The 18,137-nt window shown below is 59.9% G+C and carries 15 protein-coding genes and 2 pseudogenes; 10 read left to right on the top strand and 7 right to left on the bottom strand.

Annotation, left to right across the window (positions count from 1 at the left end; all coding sequences use genetic code 11):
* Positions 1 to 18 precede the first annotated feature (18 nt).
* The 10 genes and pseudogenes from LDZ24_RS25955 to LDZ24_RS25910 all read left to right on the top strand — a co-directional run bounded on the left by LDZ24_RS25955 (position 19) and on the right by LDZ24_RS25910 (position 9,713).
* On the top strand, positions 19 to 1,053 hold the full coding sequence (locus LDZ24_RS25955) for an amidohydrolase family protein (RefSeq protein WP_248324741.1): 1,035 nt from the start codon (positions 19 to 21) through the stop codon (positions 1,051 to 1,053).
* A complete protein-coding gene (locus LDZ24_RS25950; protein WP_248324739.1) occupies positions 1,043 to 1,756 on the top strand; it encodes an SDR family NAD(P)-dependent oxidoreductase in 714 nt (237 codons plus the stop codon). The genes LDZ24_RS25955 and LDZ24_RS25950 overlap by 11 nt, the downstream gene beginning before the upstream one ends.
* Positions 1,757 to 1,808: 52 nt before the next feature.
* Positions 1,809 to 3,047: a dienelactone hydrolase family protein gene (locus LDZ24_RS25945; protein ID WP_248324738.1), complete on the top strand. Its 1,239-nt coding sequence runs from the start codon at positions 1,809 to 1,811 to the stop codon at positions 3,045 to 3,047.
* A gap of 127 nt (positions 3,048 to 3,174) precedes the next feature.
* Positions 3,175 to 4,277: pseudogene (locus tag LDZ24_RS28220) on the top strand (porin).
* 113 nt (positions 4,278 to 4,390) lie between these two features.
* Positions 4,391 to 5,176, top strand: a complete 786-nt coding sequence (gene trpC, locus LDZ24_RS25935) for an indole-3-glycerol phosphate synthase TrpC (RefSeq protein ID WP_248324737.1) — start codon at positions 4,391 to 4,393, stop codon at positions 5,174 to 5,176.
* A gap of 59 nt (positions 5,177 to 5,235) precedes the next feature.
* On the top strand, positions 5,236 to 6,033 hold the full coding sequence (gene mhpD, locus LDZ24_RS25930) for a 2-keto-4-pentenoate hydratase (RefSeq protein ID WP_305854740.1): 798 nt from the start codon (positions 5,236 to 5,238) through the stop codon (positions 6,031 to 6,033).
* Entirely contained in the window at positions 6,030 to 6,797 is a 768-nt protein-coding gene (locus LDZ24_RS25925; protein WP_248324735.1) for a 2-keto-4-pentenoate hydratase, read from the top strand. The genes mhpD and LDZ24_RS25925 overlap by 4 nt, the downstream gene beginning before the upstream one ends.
* A gap of 48 nt (positions 6,798 to 6,845) precedes the next feature.
* Positions 6,846 to 7,808 carry an acetaldehyde dehydrogenase (acetylating) gene (locus LDZ24_RS25920; protein ID WP_248324734.1) on the top strand — a complete coding sequence of 321 codons (963 nt, stop codon included), beginning with the start codon at positions 6,846 to 6,848 and terminating at the stop codon, positions 7,806 to 7,808.
* Positions 7,805 to 8,868 (top strand): annotated as a pseudogene (dmpG, locus tag LDZ24_RS25915) (4-hydroxy-2-oxovalerate aldolase). The gene LDZ24_RS25920 and the pseudogene dmpG overlap by 4 nt, the downstream one beginning before the upstream one ends.
* A 26-nt stretch (positions 8,869 to 8,894) precedes the next feature.
* The gene (locus tag LDZ24_RS25910; protein ID WP_248324732.1) at positions 8,895 to 9,713 is read left to right on the top strand and encodes an MBL fold metallo-hydrolase; all 819 of its coding nucleotides are present in this window, start codon (positions 8,895 to 8,897) and stop codon (positions 9,711 to 9,713) included.
* 29 nt (positions 9,714 to 9,742) lie between these two features.
* Here the strand turns inward: LDZ24_RS25910 and LDZ24_RS25905 are convergent, their stop codons facing one another.
* The 7 genes from LDZ24_RS25905 to LDZ24_RS25875 form a co-directional block, all read right to left on the bottom strand.
* On the bottom strand, positions 9,743 to 11,323 hold the full coding sequence (locus LDZ24_RS25905; RefSeq protein ID WP_248320381.1) for an IS66 family transposase: 1,581 nt from the start codon (positions 11,321 to 11,323) through the stop codon (positions 9,743 to 9,745).
* A 30-nt stretch (positions 11,324 to 11,353) separates the two neighbouring features.
* A complete protein-coding gene (tnpB, locus tag LDZ24_RS25900) occupies positions 11,354 to 11,707 on the bottom strand; it encodes an IS66 family insertion sequence element accessory protein TnpB (protein ID WP_045463971.1) in 354 nt (117 codons plus the stop codon).
* Complete coding sequence (locus LDZ24_RS25895; protein ID WP_248320380.1) at positions 11,683 to 12,207, bottom strand: transposase; 525 nt, start codon at positions 12,205 to 12,207, stop codon at positions 11,683 to 11,685. The genes tnpB and LDZ24_RS25895 overlap by 25 nt, the downstream gene beginning before the upstream one ends.
* 617 nt (positions 12,208 to 12,824) lie before the next feature.
* Positions 12,825 to 13,139 (bottom strand): hypothetical protein, encoded by a 315-nt coding sequence (locus tag LDZ24_RS25890; RefSeq protein WP_248324730.1) that lies wholly within the window; start codon positions 13,137 to 13,139, stop codon positions 12,825 to 12,827.
* A gap of 413 nt (positions 13,140 to 13,552) precedes the next feature.
* Positions 13,553 to 14,821: an MFS transporter gene (locus tag LDZ24_RS25885; RefSeq protein WP_248324728.1), complete on the bottom strand. Its 1,269-nt coding sequence runs from the start codon at positions 14,819 to 14,821 to the stop codon at positions 13,553 to 13,555.
* Positions 14,822 to 14,905: 84 nt separating this feature from the next.
* Positions 14,906 to 15,817, bottom strand: coding sequence for a LysR substrate-binding domain-containing protein (locus tag LDZ24_RS25880; protein WP_248324726.1), 912 nt, complete (start codon positions 15,815 to 15,817; stop codon positions 14,906 to 14,908).
* A gap of 227 nt (positions 15,818 to 16,044) precedes the next feature.
* Positions 16,045 to 17,745 (bottom strand): tannase/feruloyl esterase family alpha/beta hydrolase, encoded by a 1,701-nt coding sequence (locus LDZ24_RS25875; RefSeq protein ID WP_248324725.1) that lies wholly within the window; start codon positions 17,743 to 17,745, stop codon positions 16,045 to 16,047.
* Positions 17,746 to 18,137 lie beyond the last annotated feature (392 nt).

Raw genomic sequence — 18,137 nt, 5'->3', positions numbered from 1 at the left:
TGCCGAAAGCGAATCAACATGACAGTTCGAATTGACATGCATTCCCACTTCTTTCCGCGCATTTCGCAAAACGAAGCAAGGGCGCTTGACCCACACCATGCACCATGGCTCAGGATCGGGGCCGACGGGGAAACCGGGATGATCATGACAGGCGAGCGTGACTTTCGACCCGTCTATCGCGCTTTGTGGGACCCCGCCACGCGGATTGCCGAAATGGACAGATGCGGCGTGGACATTCAGCTCATGTGCGCGACACCCGTGATGTTCGGGTATCGATACGACGCGGTAGCGGCGCATGAATGGGCCATGCGAATGAACGATCGCGCGCTGGATTTTTGCTCGCACGCGCCGCAGCGCCTGATGCCGCTGGCTCAAGTGCCGCTGCAGGACGTGGAACTCGCATGCCGCGAAGCTACGCGCGCACACCGTGCCGGTCATCGGGGCGTGCAGATCGGCAATCACCTCGGCCCGCGCGATCTCGACGACGAGCACCTGGTGACGTTCCTCACGCATTGCGCTAACGACGATATACCGGTGCTGGTGCATCCCTGGGACATGATGACGGACGGGCGCATGAAGAAGTGGATGTTGCCCTGGCTCGTCGCCATGCCGGCTGAAACTCAGTTAAGCATAGTGTCGCTGATTCTCTCGGGCGCGTTCGAACGCATCCCCAAAACGCTCAAGCTTTGCTTCGCCCACGGCGGCGGCAGTTTCGCGTTCTTGTTGGGGCGCGTGCAGAACGCGTGGGAGCAACGAGACATCGTTCGAGAGAATTGCCCGAATCCACCAGCTTCGTACGTCGATCGATTCTATGTCGATAGTGCGGTCTTCAGCGATGGCGCACTGCGCTTACTCGTCGAGACGATGGGCGAAGACCGTGTGTTGCTCGGCTCCGACTATCCGTTTCCGCTCGGCGAAAAGAGGGTTGGCGACCTGGTCTCGAATCACCCGCAACTAAGCGACGCAGCGAAGGAGAAGATTCTCGGCGTCAATTCCCAACGTTTTTTCAATCTGGCGCGTCCGTCCGGTTCAGGAGGTTGTGATGCAAATTGAAGGCTGCGTGGCATTCGTGACAGGCGCCGACCGTGGGCTCGGTGCGGGACTGGTCGAAGCGTTGCTGAAGCGAGGCGCGAGCAAGGTCTATGCGGGCGTCAAGGAGATGGGAGGCGTTGCTGATGGCGATCCGCGCGTCGTACCGGTTGAAGTAGACATCACGAACATCGGACAGGTGGCGAGGGCGGCGTCGAACGCCAAAGACACCACGCTACTCATCAACAACGCAGGGCTGAACCGAACCCAGCGGGTATTAGAGGCCGATGACGCAGAAGCGGCACGCGCCGAGATGGAAGTGAATTACTTCGGGACGTTGAACATGATGCGCGCATTTTCGCCCGCGCTCAAATCGGACGGCGGCGCCATCATCAATGTTCTCTCGATACTCGCACGCGTCGCCCTGCCTTCAATGGCGTCGCTAAGTGCATCGAAGGCTGCGGCCCTTCGCATGACGGAGGGCGCGCGAGCCGAACTCGCGCCGCATCGCGTGCGGGTTATTTCTGTCCTTCCCGGACCGATCGACACGGAAATGAGCCGGAACGTCCCGCCCCCGAAAATCCCGGTCGGAGAAGCAGTCGACGCCGTGCTTGCAGCATTGGAAGGCGACGCGGACGAGGTCTACATGGGAACGATGGCACAGGAAATCGCTCGTGGACTGGCCGCGGATCGTCAGGCCCTGCACGCGCGCCTTTTGACGCTCTGAGGACTCTCGGGAGCCGCAATCACGTTGTATTGAGTAACGAACGAGGAAGATCATGAACGGTGAATACATTGGCATTGACGCTGGAAACGGCCAAACCTTCTGTGCATATCTCGCGCGGCCCCGGCAAGGTTCGGGACCTGGCTTGATCCTGTTGCAGGAGATTTTTGGCATCAACGCCTACATGATGGATATGGCGGATCGATTCGCCGAAGAAGGCTACGTCGTGCTGGTGCCTGATCTGTTCTGGCGCATGAAGCCTGGCGTCAATCTCGGCTACACCGGCGAGGACTTCGCCACGGCGCTGCGATATAACAACGAGTTCGATGTCGATCTCGCGATGAGGGACATCTCGTCGACAATCAAGAGCCTCCGTTCGCTCGAGCAACACGTTGGAAAAGTCGGCGCGGTGGGCTATTGTCTAGGCGGCAAACTCGCGATGCTGGCTGCCGCCCGCACCGATCTCGACTGCGCCGTGAGTTACTACGGTGTGGGGCTCGATGCGTATCTGGAAGACGTTTCGTCGATCCGATGCCCGATGGTTTTTCATTTCGCCGGGGAAGACGCACTTTGTCCTGAGGCAACACGCGAGACGATCCAGTCGGCACTCTTTAAGGTACCTGGAGTCGAACAGTACGTGTATCCAGGGTGTGACCACGCTTTTGCGACTCCGCAACGTGAACACTTCGACAAGCCGGCCGCGATGATGGCTTATTCGCGCACTATCGCGCTGTTGCGCAAAGTGCTCGGTCCCATCTATGACCTGAATTCTCTCTGGGAACTGCACTGCTACCACGAGTTCGATTCGCGCGATATCGATGCGATCTTGCCAACCATGGTGGCCGCGCCGTATGTCAATCACGTGCCGACCATGACGGGCGGAGTAGGCTACAAGGATCTGAAACGGTTCTACAAGTATCACTTCGTTCACGCCAATCCGGCGGACACGCATTTCATTCCAGTCTCGCGCACCATCGGCGCGGACCGCATCGTCGATGAGTTCATTTTCTGCGCCACTCACGATCGCGAGATTGACTGGATGCTTCCCGGGCTAGCGCCGACCGGCAAGTACATCGAGATTCCGATGCTCGCCGTGATCTGCTTCCGAGGCGACAAGCTCTATAACGAGCACATCTACTGGGATCAGGCGTCGGTCCTGGTACAGATTGGCGTTCTCGATCCCACAGGGCTGCCGGTCGCCGGAATTCAGACCGCCAAGAAAATGATCGATGAGACCCTGCCAAGCAACGCGCTCATGAGGAACTGGGAGTCGAGCGCAGGAAAGCCGATCTGAGGGATAAACCAGTGGACCGTACGTAACGGCAATAGCGGAACTGTCACGGCTCAATCCAACAGCAAGAAGTCTTGCTCCAGTGCAGAGCACCAACCCAAAAGGCGTCGTCATGAGGCTAAAGTTAGGTATGCTTGTCGTGTCGTTCTGTGCGTCTGCGACCGCGTTAGCTCAGAGCTCGGTAACCTTGTACGGGATCATCTCGAACGGGCTCGGTTACTTCAGCAACCAGGGCGGGCATAGCAACTGGACGATGATCAGCGGCGCCAACCAGAATAATCGCGTTGGATTCAAGATAGGCGAAGATCTGGGCGGCGGCTTATCCGCGGTTGGAACGCTCGAGAACGGCTTCGATAGTAACAGCGGCAAGCTTGGGCAAGGCGGGCGAATGTTCGGCCGGCAGGCGTTTGTCGGATTGTCGAGTTCGACTTACGGGACGCTCACTGTCGGTCGACAGTACGACATGCTATGGGACTACCTGGACCGTATCGAACCACAGGCGATGGGCCCGGGCCTCGGTGTCAGCGTAGGTAGCAACGACAACATCGAAGGCAATTTTCGGTACAGCAACTCGGTCAAATATGCGAGCCCAGTATGGGGCGGATTTGGGTTCGAGGCGCTATATGCGTTCAGCAACAAGGCGGGCAGTTTCCAGCAGAACCGCGCATTCAGCGCCGGGCTCAATTACGCCCTTACCAGTCAGCGATATTCGCTCGTCTATTTAGAATCGACCACCCCGGAACTGCGAATCCGAGCGGTGCGGTATCGGACGATTATGCTGGTGCGCCCTTTCAACTGTTCCATACCAGTCCTCTCAGCAACTCGGTCGGCGTACGCAAACAGCGCGTAGCCGCCGGTGGGGCAGAGTATAACTTCGAGAAGTTCAGCCTGGGAGGCATCGTCTCTGATGTCCGGTACAACTATCTCGACAACACAAGTCTGCATCTCGACAATCTCAGCGTGGTCGGTCAGTACAGAGTGACGCCGGCCTTCTTTTTGTCCGCTGCATATCTCTATACCCACGGCGCTTACGGGGGCGTATCGTCCAACCCGCACTGGAACCAGGGGCAGGTGAGTGTGGAGTACTTCCTTTCCAAGAGAACGGATGTATTTGCGTTCGCCAACTATATTCGTGCGTCAGGATCGAACGCACCAGCCGTCCTGTTCTTGTCCTCTCCATCGAGTACAAAGGAACAAGTGGCCGTAGTGGCCGGGATTCGTCACAAGTTCTGAAAGGCCGGATGCGGTCTGACGCCGACTTGCCGTTCCACTAACGAGTCGCACGCGTTGGACGTAGCACAAACCAATAACGTGATGTTGGAAGGACGAAGGCTTCGGATATCGGCATGAGCACCATTCTAGAAAGAATTGTTCAACTCAAAACTCAGGAGGTCAGGCTGGCTGGCGAGCGCATGCCGCTTCCCGAACTGCAGAAGATCGCGACGACCGGAGATGTCAGAGATTTCGCCGGTGCGTTGCGCGCGAAGACTAGCGCGGGGCTGCCTGGCGTCATAGCCGAGGTGAAAAAGGCCAGCCCGGCGCAAGGCGTTCTGCGGCCGGACTTCGATCCTGGCAGCATCGCGCGCTCATACGAGCGGGCGGGGGCGGCATGCCTCTCGGTACTGACGGATCGGGAGTTCTTCGGCGGAAGCGCATCCGATCTTCGTGCCGCGCGTTCGGCCACACGCCTTCCCGTGCTTAGGAAGGACTTTATCGTCGACGCGTACCAGGTCTGGGAGGCGCGTGCTATGGGCGCCGATTGCATTCTCCTCATCGCAGCGCTGCTCGATGTTCACGCGATGAAGGAGCTCGAAAGCGTTGCATCCGACCTTGGGGTGGCGGTGATCGTCGAGGTGCACGACGCTGCGGAGTTGGAAACGGCGCTTGCGCTGAAGACGCCTCTCATCGGTGTGAATAACCGCGATCTCACAACGTTCGAGACGTCCGTTGCGACAACCATTGCACTTCGTCACCTGATACCCGAGGACAGAACCGTCATCTCGGAGTCCGGCATTCGATCCCGAGACGATGTGCAGACGCTACGTTCAGTCGGGGTGAACAATTTTCTCGTTGGGGAAGCACTGATTCGAGCCGAGGATCCCGGGGCGGCGCTTGAGAGCATGTTCTTTTAGGTCGTGTCCCCATCGCAGCAATGACGTTCGTTGTCGACTTTGGAGAGATTAGGAAGCTTATGGACACTCAACAGGCTGCGGCCGCGCTGCGCGATGCAGCAATGATAGGTGAGTGTATCGCGCCACTGCGTGAGACCTATGAACAAATGAGCATCGACGATGCTTACGCGATCCAGCGTATCAATACTGATCATCATCTTGCCAACGGTCGCCGCCTCGTAGGGTGCAAGATTGGCTTGACCTCGCTGACTGTGCAGAAGCAACTCGGAGTCGATCAGCCCGACTTTGGCATGTTGTTCGACCACATGGGCTATGGCGACGGAGAACCCATTCCCGCAGTGATTCTCCACCAACCGAAGATCGAGGCGGAGATCGCTTTCGTCATGGGCCGAGATCTCGAAGTGCCGAATCCGGGCCACGTCGACCTTCTGAATGCGATCGAATACGCATTGCCAGCACTCGAAATCGTCGGTAGTCGCATCGCCGACTGGAATATCCGCATTACCGATACGATCGCTGACAACGCATCGTCGGGTGCGTACGTGCTAGGCAGCGCGCCGCGCAAGCTATCGAGTTTCGACTTGCGTCTTTGCGGGATGTCGATGGAACGGCAGGGCGGTCTCGTATCCGTAGGTGCCGGAGCGGCATGCCTGGGAAACCCGCTCAATGCTGCCGTCTGGCTAGCCCGAACGATGACTGCGCGTGGCACGCCCTTGAAGGCGGGCGACCTGGTTCTATCAGGCGCATTAGGGCCTATGGTCGGCGTCAACCCGGGCGACGCCTTCGAGGCACGGATAAACGGTCTCGGTTCCGTGCGCGCACTTTTCGATCACGACGTGAGTAAGGCACATCAATGAGCAATGTTTTGGAATATGCAATGCTGCTCGATGAGGCGGCAGTGAATGCGACAGAAGTTTCGCAGTTCGACCCTGAAGGGCGTCTGTCGCTTGATACGGCGTATGCCATTCAGGCCGCGTCCATCCAACGGCGCATCGAACGAGGCCAGCGGCGCGTAGGTGTGAAGATGGGCTTCACCAGCCGCGCCAAGATGGCTCAGATGGGCTTGTCGGACGTGATCTGGGGGCGTTTGACGGCCGACATGCAAATTGAGGAGGGCACGGCAATCGACTTCTCGCGCTTTGTGCATCCGCGCGTTGAACCGGAGATCGCTTTCATCTTGAAGCGACCGCTTGAAGGCGACGTGACTGGCCCACAAGCGTTGGCCGCAGTCGAAGCTATCGCTCCCGCGCTTGAGATCATCGACTCGCGATACAAGGACTTTAAGTTCTCACTGCCAGAAGTAATAGCGGACAACGCGTCGTCTAGCGGCTTCGTAATCGGTGCCTGGCATGACCCGCACATCGATTTTTCGAACCTTGGTCTAACCCTGAACATCGATGGGCGCGTCGTACAAGTCGGATCAACGGCTGCATTGCTTGGTCATCCGCTCCGTTCACTGGTAGCCGCGGCGCGTGTTTCCGCTCGAGCGGGAGAGCCGCTGCAAGCGGGGTGGATTGTGATGGCCGGCGGCGCGACTCCGGCTGAATGGATCAGGCCCGGACAACATGTTTCGGTCGACATGGAACAACTGGGATGCGCGAGTTTCAACGTCAAAGACTGAAGTAACGCCCTGTGTTGCTTTTGCGACCATTCACATTTGGAGTCACACATGAACGACAAGGTAAAAGTCGCCATTATCGGGCCTGGCAACATCGGAACCGATCTAATGATAAAGGTGATGCGTAATAGCAGACACCTGCAGATGGCTGCTATGGTCGGCGTCGATCCGAGGTCTGAAGGATTGGCTCGTGCGGCACGTATGAATGTAGCGACGACCGCGGAAGGCGTCGACGGTCTCTTGAAACTCGATGTGTTCAAGGAAATCGACATCGTATTCGATGCGACGTCAGCAGGGGCGCACAGACGCCACAATAACATATTGCAGGCTCATGGTATCCAGGTGATCGACCTGACTCCTGCCGCGATCGGCCCGTATGTGATTCCCGCGATCAATCTCGAAGACGAGAACGCGACGAATATGAATATGGTCACATGCGGCGGTCAGGCCACTATTCCTATCGTCGCTGCGGTCTCGCGTGTTGCCAAGGTCCACTATGCGGAGATCGTTGCATCCATCTCCAGCCGATCGGCAGGGCCAGGCACGCGCGCTAATATCGACGAATTCACGGAAACGACACGCGCTGCGATCGAAGCGTTGGGAGGTGCGGCACGCGGTAAAGCCATCATCGTGCTGAATCCGGCAGAGCCGCCGTTGATGATGCGTGACACCGTTTTCGTCTTGTCCGAACAAGCCAATAAGGCAGTCATTGAGGCAAGCATCGCTGAGATGGTGCGAAAGGTACAGATGTACGTTCCAGGATACCGCCTCAAGCAGGCGGTGCAGTTCGACGAAATCCCTCCGGACACGCCGCTCAACGTGCCGGGGCTTGGATTGAAGCACGGTCTCAAGACATCGGTGTTTCTCGAGGTGGAAGGCGCAGCGCACTATTTGCCTTCGTATGCAGGCAATCTCGACATCATGACGTCGGCTGCACTCGCCTGCGGTGACATGATGGCAGAGCGCCGGATCGCCGCTGGCATCGCGCGCGGTTACAAGGAGACGACGCAATGACTTCTGTTAGCAAAACACTCTACATTTCCGACGTTACCCTGCGCGATGGAAGCCACGCAATCCGTCATCAATACAGCATTGCGCACGTCAAATCGATCGCTGCGGCGCTCGACGACGCCGGGGTCGACAGCATCGAGGTTGCCCACGGTGACGGTATCGAAGGATCGAGTTTCAACTATGGATTCGGCGCCCACAGCGACGTCGAGTGGATTGCCGCCGCAGCCGAAAGCGTCAAGACTGCGAAAATCGCCACACTGCTGATCCCAGGCATCGGCACCACTCACGATCTGCGCCATGCCTTCGACGCAGGTGCGCGCGTGGTACGCGTCGCGACGCATTGCACCGAAGCCGATGTATCGCGCCAGCACCTCGAGTTTGCTCGCGAACTTGGAATGGACGCGGTCGGCTTCCTCATGATGAGCCATATGACGACGCCCGAGAAGCTCGCCGAACAGGCCAAGCTGATGGAAAGTTTCGGCGCGACGTGCGTGTACGTCGTCGATTCTGGGGGTGCGCTAGGCATGAACGATGTCAGAGATCGGTTTCGCGCATTCAAGGATGTGCTCAACGCCAGTACGCAAACTGGGATGCATGCGCATCACAATCTAAGTCTCGGCGTAGCGAATTCGCTGGTTGCCGTGGAAGAGGGGTGTGATCGCATCGATGCGAGTCTGGCCGGATGGGCGCCGGCGCGGGCAACGCCCCACTAGAAGTTTTTGTTGCAGCGGCCGAGCGACAGGGTTGGAATCATGGCTGCGATCTATACCGGCTCATGGACGCTGCCGATGATCTCGTCCGACCGCTGCAGGATCGGCCGGTACGTGTGGATCGCGAAACGCTTGCGCTCGGCTATGCCGGCGTCTATTCCAGCTTCTTGCGTCATGCCGAACTCGCGGCCGACAAGTACGGCCTGAAGACCGTCGACATTCTCGTCGAATTGGGCAGACGCAAAATGGTGGGCGGTCAAGAAGACATGATTGTCGATGTCGCACTGGATCTGCTCAAGAACAGGTCACGGCAACCAGTGCGTCAAGCGTTGTCCGCGAACGAAGCAGCGTGACTGTCGTGGCGGCGTCTCTGCCGCCAATGACTTTCATCACCTCTTCACAGCGCGGCATTGATCTACCACCCCCTTTGCGTTGCGTCATCATGCACAGTCTATTGGCTTCCCATCAGCATCAGCCGCTCGTATATCAACTTCGAATAGGGGATGTCAAAGTCACTGTGATCGCTGAATCAGTGGCACCCCTGTTGCGATGGCAGGAGATTTATCCTGACGCAACGGAGCAATCGATATCGGCATCCCGAGCGTCTTCTGATCCCAATCTGTACGACGTCGGCAGCGGGCGGCTCGTCATCGCGATACAGGCTTTCCTCGTTGAAAGCCAGGGTATGAGGTTGATGGTGGATACGTGTGTCGGAGATTGCAAGAATAGAGCGCGGCCCGAGTTCAATCACGCGAGGTTCGGCTGGCTGGATCGGCTCGAGGCCGCGGGCGTCGGCGTCGACGATATTGATCTGGTGCTGGCCACGCATTTGCACGTTGACCACGTGGGGTGCAACACGTACTACGAAGACGGTAGATGGCGACCTACTTTCCCGAAGGCGCGCTACCTTTTCGTTAAAGAAGAGTTTGATTTCTGGACGAGCGAATCGGCCAAGTCGCCACTCGAACGAACGGGAGACTACATCGGAGACAGCATTCTGCCGCTGTTTGAGGCGGGGCAGGCCGATATGATCGGTCATCGACATGTCATCAATTCGTCGATTCACTTGATTCCACTTCCGGGGCATACGCCAGGTCACGTCGGAGTTTGCATCGAAAGCGGTGGTCGGCGGGCAGTCATATCTGGCGATCTATTCGTAAGCGATCCACGAACGACGCCGCTCAGAGTAAGGTGGTAGAGCGCCGTGATACGTGATAGCGAAGTGGGTCAGCGGAGATCTGCGGGCATCTTCCAGGGAAGCAGCGCGTCGTAGTCGTCGACGGTCTTCGCCAGCGGAAGGCGCTGGAATAACCAGTGGAGGTAACGATAAGGATCGATGCCGCCGGCTTTGCACGTTTCGATGAGGCTGTAGAGGTTTGCACTAGCGTTTGCCCCTGCAACCGTGTCGCTAAAAAGCCATGAACGGCGCCCAACGACGAAGGGGCGAATCGCGTTCTCACAAGGGTTGTTCGAGATAGGCCAACTGCCGTTCTCGACATAGCGGATCAGCTTCGGCCACTGCTCGCGTAGATAGGTCAGTGCCTTTCCAAGCAGACTTTTTGGCACGATGCCGGGCGACTGCGCGAGCGCCAAGGCGTAGATGGCGTCGAGGATGCGCGTGCTGTATCGCCGTCGCAATCGCTGTCGTCGCTCAGGCTTCCATTTCTTAGAGCGGGCCTCTGCAGCGAACAGCTTGCCGATCAGCGTGATGAAGCGTGTCGCGAGCAGATCGGGCGAACGGGCGACTTTGGGCACGTTGTCCTCCGCTTTGATGAAGTACCGCCTCAGGTGCGCCCAACATCCGAGGTGCACGAGGTCGTAGCGTTGAGCGATGTCGTTGTAGGGCTCGTAGCCGTCAGTTACTAGAACGGCGCCCTTGCGGATGCCCGTGAACAGCTTGTCGGCCAGCTTGGCGCCGCGTCCAGGTGTATAGCTGAAGCAGCGGATAGGGACGCCCGAGCCGGTCATCTGCGCCCAGAGGTAGCTCTTCGTTTGTGGTTTTCTCCCTTTCTCTTTCAGTACCTGGAACGTTGTTTCGTCGCAGTAGATCAGCTCTGCCTCGAGCAACGCATCGCGCATCAAGTTGATCACGGGCTGGGTCGCGAGGCCAACGCGAACCATGCTGGCGGCGATCGTGTTCGACGAGATGTCACCGCCGAAGCGACACAGCAAACCAGCCTGACGATACAGCGGCATGCCGAACTGATACTTGCCGGTGGCGATCCATGCAAGCGCTGATTCGCTGAACAGTCCGCGCGCGATGATGCGCGGCGGCGCCGGCGTGACCTTGATGCCGAGGTCACAGCATGGGCACGCATATTTGATGCGCTGGTGTTGGATCACCCGAAGCTGCTCGGGGATCACATCGAGCTGCTCACTGATCTCCGCGCCTATCTCGACGAGCGCGTGCCCATCGTTCGTGCAGAAGCGTTCGGCTTCGGGCAGTTCGTGTCGCACGACCTCGCGCGGCAGATTCGGATCAAGCGGCTTGCGATGACCGCGCTTCTTGCGCTTGTGCGCGGCGACCGTCGTCTCCGGCGTGTCTTCCTGCGCGGGCGCGCTGTTCGCGCCGAGCGTCTCGGCTTCGTTGAACAAGCTAGGTTGATCAGAATCTCGTGCTTCACTCTTCGCGCCGAACAGTTCGCGACGATAGGCTCGAAGGCGCTCCTCAGCGAGATCGCGCTCGGCCGTCACGAGCCGCAAGGCGCCGCGTAATGCCTCCTGTTGCTCTCGCAATGCACGTGCAGCATCGCGCTCGGCAAGCAACGCCTTCAGTTCCTCGGCGGTGATCGTGACGTTGATCGGCATGGCGGTTAGACCTGCACGCCGCCTCACTGTTCAGCTCACGCGATGATATTCCTGCTTGGGATGCCGTCGAATCGCGGTGATGTCATCGCCGTCGAGTAGCGCGTGCAGCACGTTGGTGGTCATCGTCACGATCTCAGCCTTGTTGTCGGGCCAGATGAAGTGGCTTCTCTCCAATCGCTTTATGAGAAGCCAGAAACCACTGCCATCCCAGCCAAGGATTTTTATCCGATCGCGACGCCGGTTTCCGAAGATGTATAGGGAAGTGTCCATCGGATTCAGGCGCATCGACTGCTCGACGAGAATCGACAGGCTATTCATGCCGTAGCGGAAATCAACGGGATCGCGGTGCAGATAGACCTTCAGATCGTCGTCGAACCGGAACACGGCATCCTCCCCAGAATCTGAACCATGGTCGTCAATTCGTCGATGGTCGCGATTGCCCCGCCAAGTTCAAGCTCGACGCCGTTCGACAGACGCACATGCAAGGCAAGTGTCATCGATGGCGGTGTGGACGGTTGTGTCGGCGACGCTGAAACGACCGACACGAACGCAGACGGCTTTACCGCGACCGGGACGGGTTGGTGCGACCCTGGCAGATCGACGGCCACGTCATTAATCGACTTGTCGGGCTGAGGCGGGTTGTATTCGTCGTTGCCATTATGCTGCGACGCTGGCGAAATGCCATTCTCGCGCTCCACCAGGTACTTCGCGATCCACTTGCGCAGCAGATTGGCGTTGATGCCGTGCTGCTGAGCCAGACCGGCGACTGATACTCCGGGACGAAGTGCTGCTTCAATCAAGGCGCGTTTACTTTTTTCGTCATAGCGGCGACGGCCATCGCTGCTGCGACGCACTACTGCCAACTCTGAGTCCATGCCAGTCATAGGTGTCCACCTCCAAGATAGGTGGACACCTATGGTCCTCGCTACTGTCGCTCACTGCCAGACGTCGAAGATGGACCGCTTACATCTATTCCACACTCCCTTTCAATGCGAAAACCCAGACTGGAACACTAGGTTCTGTGTAGATCCTGTCCAGTCTCGCCAATCGAGACGCGCGTTCTTCGAAACCCACGCTGACACCGAAAGCATAATCATGCCCGCGCACTTTCCTTACCCATGTGCTGGTTCTATCCATCGCACTGGTAACGGTGCTTATGAGTTTCGATTCATCAGCGTTGACGAGATTTTGAATATTCTCTAGCAGTAGAAGGTTTCCAGAAGGCTAAGCGACTGTTGACCGGCCGACACCGACGGTTCATACAGTCGGCGGACACCCATAGTTACCCGCCCGCCCGGCATTGGCACAACTGGACTTCACCGCATGTTGAAGTGGCCTGGAATCCTGACAGAGCCGTCTTTCGGCGCATTCGGCGAGTTTGTCGACAACGAATGGCGTTCATCACGAAGTACTCAATCGGTGGGCGCAACCGAAATCGTGTTTAGTGTGCGCTTCTCCGCAGGCTTGGGCACCGGGCCTACGAGATGCTCGTGCACTTGCTTTAGTCGTCCAGCGGCATGCCTGCAACGAGGGCGACACCGTTCGCAACCTGCGTGCCGACAGCTCCAGCTACCTGTTGGATCGTCCGGTATCCTGTTGGCATCCAATAGAGCCAAGTATCCTCGTGGACGTTGAAGCTAGCGTCTCCCACGCTGACCGTTCCGGATACCCATTCCGCTCCGCCTAAAAAGTTGAACGCCATCCGCGCCGCGTCAGACTTTGATCGAACACCCGTGATGTGAATTGTTACTGGCACTCCGTTCGGATCGATTTGAAGTCCGAGTTGAGTTGCGCGAATAGCAAAAGCAGACATCATCGCGCTGCGGATCCACGGGGTTACCAAGAATCCGTTTGCGTCGATCTTCGGACTCTGTATTCCGCGTGCGATCTGAACTCTTGTCTGTGCGTTTCCGGACCGCTCCGTCTCAACGCTAGGAACCGTTGTCAAGCATCCGGAGAGAAGGATTGCGAACGCAAGGGCAGTTATTGTTTTTGTGCGGAAGGTCATGCTTTTGGCGGAGAATGGTCGTCTACCATCGCGATAACGGCCTGCACGACTATAACTTGAGCCTTTGTGCAGGTCCGGCTAGTTTGAGGCGAAGCTTCACGCATTTCGTCGAAAGCGCCGTGCTCTCGTGTGAGTCGCTCACGTGTTACCTGCGACGCCCGCATTACGCCGGACGGGGCATTGCGTCGTTCTAGGCGGTAGAGGCGGTCCGTTCCGCCCCATTACGAGGCCACAAGCGAAGCCTCGCCGACCGCCCGGTCATCGATCGGAAAATGCAGCAGCGCCGCAACGAGTCCCGCAACGGCCGTGGCGCCCCAGATCAGCGAGTAAGAGCCGGTCGTGTCGAAGACATAACCGCCGAGCCATGCGCCGAGAAACGATCCGAGCTGATGACTCAGAAACACGACGCCGAACAGCGTCCCGAGATGCCGCGTGCCGAACACCCTCGCGATCAGCCCGTTGGTGAGCGGCACCGTGCCGAGCCACGTCAGCCCCATGACCGCGGCGAAGATCACGACGGACACGCTTGTCGTCGGCAACAGGACGAAGAGAGCGATCGCGCCCCCGCGAATCAGATAGAGCCACGCGAGCACGTAATGTTGCCGCCAGCGTCCGCCGATCCACCCGCATCCCCAACTGCCGATCATGTTGAAGAAGCCGATCAGCGCGAGCGCCGTCGCGCCGAGCCCGACCGGCATGTGACAGAGCAGCAGATAGCCCGGCAGATGCGTGGCGATGAACGCAAGCTGAAATCCGCATGTGAAAAAGCCGAGCGTCAGCAGCCGATAGCCGCGATGACGCAACGCATACCCCAACGTCTCGCGCAACGGCATCGGGCGCGATTCGTTCAAGCCAGATACCGGCACCGCCATCGACGCGTTGCTCCGGCGGCTCGCGCGATGCAGCACGATGCCGAGCGGCGCAGCAAGAAGCAGCAGGAAGGCGAGGGCATATAACGACGCCGCCACGCCCGCATGCACACGGACTTCCTGCGCGAACGGCACCATCAGCACTTGCCCCAACGATCCGCCCGCGCTCGCGAGGCCCATCGCGACGCTGCGGGCTTGCGGCGACGCGACGCGTCCGACCGTCGCGAGCACGACGCCGAAGCTCGTGCAACTGATGCCGATGCCAACGAGCAATCCGAGCCCGAGGACCAGCATCCATCCGGAAGTCGCGGCGGCCGCCAGCGCGAGGCCCGCTGCGAACGTGGCCGCGCCCATCGCGACGACGGGGGCGGCGCCGTATCGGTCGGCGGCGGCCCCGGCGAACGGCTGAGCGAAGCCCCAGACGAGGTTGTGTAGCGCGATGGCGAAAGCGATCAGCGTGACGGGCAAGCCGCGATCGAAGGAGAACGGCCCGATGAAAAGCCCGAAGGTCTGGCGCACGCCCATCGCGGCGCTCAGTATCAGCGCGGCGGCGCCGATGAGCGCCCAAGTTGTGACCCGGCTCGTGCTCGTAGTGTTCGCAGTGCTTGGCAGTGACGGCATGGCGCAAATCCTCCTTGCGGCCATCGTCGCAAACGAACGCCCGTGCCGACAAACGAAAACTTTTCGCGGGCGGATGAGCGCAGTTCAACCGTCGCCGTTGCTATTGACGAACTCCGCCGCCTGCTCGGTCAGCCAGTCGCGAAACGCGGCGGTGTCCGCGCGGGCGCTGGCTTGCGGCGTCTCGCAGAGCCAGTAAGCGGTTTGCGTCTGGACGCTCGTCGCCGAGGCTTCCACGAGCGTGCCCGCCGCCAGTTCGCGATCGACGAGCGGACGACGGCCGACGACCACGCCGAGCCCGGCCGCCGCGGCATCGAAGGCGAGTTGAACGGTATCGAAACGCAGGCCGGCCTGCAGATCGAGGCCGTCGATGCCCGCGCCGTCCATCCACGCCTGCCAGTCCTCGCTCGCCGTATCGACATGAATGAGCGCGGCGCGCGCCAGATCAGGCACGCCGTCCGCGCCCGTCAGCCAAGCGCGATACGACGGACTGCACAAGGGCACGAGCCGCTCGCCGAATAGACGCTGCCACGATGCGCCATCCACGGGACCACGCGAGAGGCGCAGGCCGAAATCGAAGCCATCGACGGGAAAGCCCGCCTGACGGCGTGATGTGTCTATCGTGATGTCGATGTCGGGCCAGCGCGCGCGGAAATCCGCGAGGCGCGGGACGAGCCAGCGCGCGGCAAGCGTCGGCGCACACGTGACGGCGATCGTGCGGCGCTTATGTTTGCCGGGCAGCGTCTGCGTGCCGATCGCAATAAGCGAGAATGCTTCGGCGATGTACGGCAGATAATGTTCGCCCGCGGCGCTCAGCGACAGTCCGCGCGGCTCGCGGATGAACAACTCGACGCCGAGCATGTCTTCCAGCGCGCCGATGCCGTGACTCACCGCGCCAGGTGTCACGTTGAGTTCGGCGGCGGCGAGCTTGAAACTGCGATGTCGCGCAGCGGCTTCGAAGAGACGGAGGGCATTGAGCGGTGGCAGGCGCTGGGGCATGTCGGCGTATGGGATCGACGGCGTGTGCGTCTATATTGCCATCGTTAGGGCGCCGCTTGTCGCCGCGCTCTAAGCAGCTAGCGAGCGCCGCCAGCAACAACTCCGTCGGACTCTCGTCGATCGAGGCGAATGCCTCGACCTTCGGCGGACCAAGAGAGCGTCGGGAACGGGCATTCGAGCGCGATCGAAATGCACCTCCTTGCCCGCGTCCGACGGCGCTGGGGTGCTCAATGCACACACCGAAACGAAGCAGCGTCATTGACGTCGCCGCCTTCGTAGCGGGCCCACTTCGGATAGTCGCATAGCGGTCGCGTGCGGCCCGGAACGCCGGCCGTATCCCTTGTCACTTGCGCGACTGGCGCCTTGTCTCGCTCGACCCATTCGGCGAGCGCCGACAAAGAATCCCAAGTGGCATTGAAGGTACTGCTGGCAGCGTGTCCCATGCCGGGAATCTCGTAGAAACGCACGAACGAATCGACGCGATCATCGCCAAATCGCGCTTGCAGCCGCCGATAGTACAACTCCGTGGCGCGGGTGCTGACGAGTACATCGGATTGTCCGTGAACGAGCAGGAGCTTGCCGCCACGCCGCCGGAACGCTGAGATATCAGTGCTGGCGTCGAGTTGCTGACTCAGATCGCTGATGCGGTTGGCCCACACGCCCGGTTGTTCCGGGTCGAGCGACAGAGAATGGAAGTTCGGATCGCGCGTGACCGAATATTTGATCCACTGGTCGGTGAGAACGCTGATGTACGGCGCCGTGAGCGGCATCGGATCGGCCGGCTGCGATGTTCCGAATGCAAGGAACGTGACCACCGGCTCGACCGGCGAAGTGCGGGTCGTGATTCCGAGGTCGGCGCCCCACACGTTGTAGCCGGGATAGTAGGTTTCGCCACTAGCCGGTCGAAAGCGCAGCAGCGTTGGGGTATTAATTGTCTTCAACGCCTCGATCTGCGCGTCGGACAGGCAATGGTCGCCGCTGTCCGCGCCCTTGGGGCAGCGCAGCGGCGCACCGTTGAGCGTAGCGACCGACGGATCGAATCGCTCATTGCATTGCCGCTGGTCGCTGATCAAGCCGTCGGCCACGCCGTCGAGCGCATCGCATGCCTGCATCGCCGCGTCGTACACGGCCTGGCGTTTCGCCACCGACAGATACGCGCCCGGTTTCGCCAGGGCGCGGCTCATGCGCTGCCCTCCGAGCAGGGCGGCAGCATCGTCCCATGCCGGGTACCATGCGATGGCACCGTCCCAGTCTGACGGCCAGCGCTGAATGGCCGTCACTGCTTCGCGCCCGCCAGTCGAGCCCCCGGCAAAATAGGCCTCGCGGGGCAAATGCGCATAGCGGGCTTTGATGATCGCCAAAGCCGCGTCGTGGGTCTTCTTCAGCGCGTCGCCGCCGAAATTTTTCACCGCCTCGTCGTTCGCACCGAAGCGTCCGTCCTGAGAGCCCAACGCGTTGGCCTGATGGCCGGAGTCGCTGGCGAACGTCGCGTAGCCGCGACCAAGCGGCACAGCTGCATCGACGGGACCATTGGGTACGTTGCCTGCCACATTGGGGATAGTGCCGTCGAATCCGCCGCCGCCGAACATCAAGACCTTGCCGTTCCACTGGGCGGGAAGCGCGACTTTGAACTGGATGTCGGGCGCGAACCTGTCGACCGGCGATATCTTGCCTGTCACTTCACAGTAGTCCGGTAACGCGCTTGCACCGCTTCCGCTCGCGGTGACCGGCTTGACCGCAGTTACGCTCGCTCCGGATGTGGGCTCGCCAATTTCCGAAGCCGGCACCACGAAGCCCTGAAGACGTTGGCAGGCGGCTTCGTGTCCCGCTGGCGGCGTCGCACCGATGCTGTATGCCGAAACCGCGGAAGTGACGACAGCCGCGATCACGCGCGCGGCCCTCGCAATGCACCACTGACCTGTTGCCATAACGTCTCCTTATAGATAGCGCCTAACGTGGGCGTGGCTTGTTTAGCAGTAACGGCATTAGCCGCGAACTGGCTTGACCCGTGAAGCGCGACCGACGCATGCCACCAGTCGAAGCCATTCGATAGTAGTGGCGACATCTGGGCAGCGCGAGGTCAGATTCGGACTCGAAAAGGTGCTACGAGGACAATTTCTGCATGCTCGTCGCGAACGAGCGCGGCTAGCGATCCTGGCAAGTTCTGGCAGAACGGCGCGGAGGCGATGATCCCCGATGTCGCGCAAGGCAAGCGCTTCGCCGTCGGTGCCGGCGTGGGGCACTAGGCGGCCAGACCGCGCTGGCGATGGCCGTCAAGGGCAGCGTCAATGCGACCGTGCGGGCGCTTCGTCTAGCTGGT

The sequence above is a fragment of the Caballeronia sp. Sq4a genome (genome assembly GCF_023170545.1).
Classification (GTDB): domain Bacteria; phylum Pseudomonadota; class Gammaproteobacteria; order Burkholderiales; family Burkholderiaceae; genus Caballeronia.
The sequence above is the reverse complement of the archived record's forward strand: the minus strand, read 5'-3'. Positions and strand labels throughout refer to the sequence as shown.

Coding starts and splice junctions, on each gene's coding strand:
- LDZ24_RS25945 (WP_248324738.1), top strand. CDS start 1,809: ATGAACGGTGAATACATTGGCATTGACGCTGGAAACGGCCAAACCTTC.
- LDZ24_RS25955 (WP_248324741.1), top strand. CDS start 19: ATGACAGTTCGAATTGACATGCATTCCCACTTCTTTCCGCGCATTTCG.
- LDZ24_RS25905 (WP_248320381.1), bottom strand. CDS start 11,323: ATGCCGATCAACGTCACGATCACCGCCGAGGAACTGAAGGCGTTGCTT.
- LDZ24_RS25885 (WP_248324728.1), bottom strand. CDS start 14,821: ATGCCGTCACTGCCAAGCACTGCGAACACTACGAGCACGAGCCGGGTC.
- LDZ24_RS25910 (WP_248324732.1), top strand. CDS start 8,895: ATGACTTTCATCACCTCTTCACAGCGCGGCATTGATCTACCACCCCCT.
- trpC (WP_248324737.1), top strand. CDS start 4,391: ATGAGCACCATTCTAGAAAGAATTGTTCAACTCAAAACTCAGGAGGTC.
- LDZ24_RS25890 (WP_248324730.1), bottom strand. CDS start 13,139: ATGATGTCTGCTTTTGCTATTCGCGCAACTCAACTCGGACTTCAAATC.
- mhpD (WP_305854740.1), top strand. CDS start 5,236: ATGGACACTCAACAGGCTGCGGCCGCGCTGCGCGATGCAGCAATGATA.
- LDZ24_RS25895 (WP_248320380.1), bottom strand. CDS start 12,207: ATGACTGGCATGGACTCAGAGTTGGCAGTAGTGCGTCGCAGCAGCGAT.
- LDZ24_RS25875 (WP_248324725.1), bottom strand. CDS start 17,745: ATGGCAACAGGTCAGTGGTGCATTGCGAGGGCCGCGCGCGTGATCGCG.
- LDZ24_RS25950 (WP_248324739.1), top strand. CDS start 1,043: ATGCAAATTGAAGGCTGCGTGGCATTCGTGACAGGCGCCGACCGTGGG.
- LDZ24_RS25920 (WP_248324734.1), top strand. CDS start 6,846: ATGAACGACAAGGTAAAAGTCGCCATTATCGGGCCTGGCAACATCGGA.
- LDZ24_RS25925 (WP_248324735.1), top strand. CDS start 6,030: ATGAGCAATGTTTTGGAATATGCAATGCTGCTCGATGAGGCGGCAGTG.
- LDZ24_RS25880 (WP_248324726.1), bottom strand. CDS start 15,817: ATGCCCCAGCGCCTGCCACCGCTCAATGCCCTCCGTCTCTTCGAAGCC.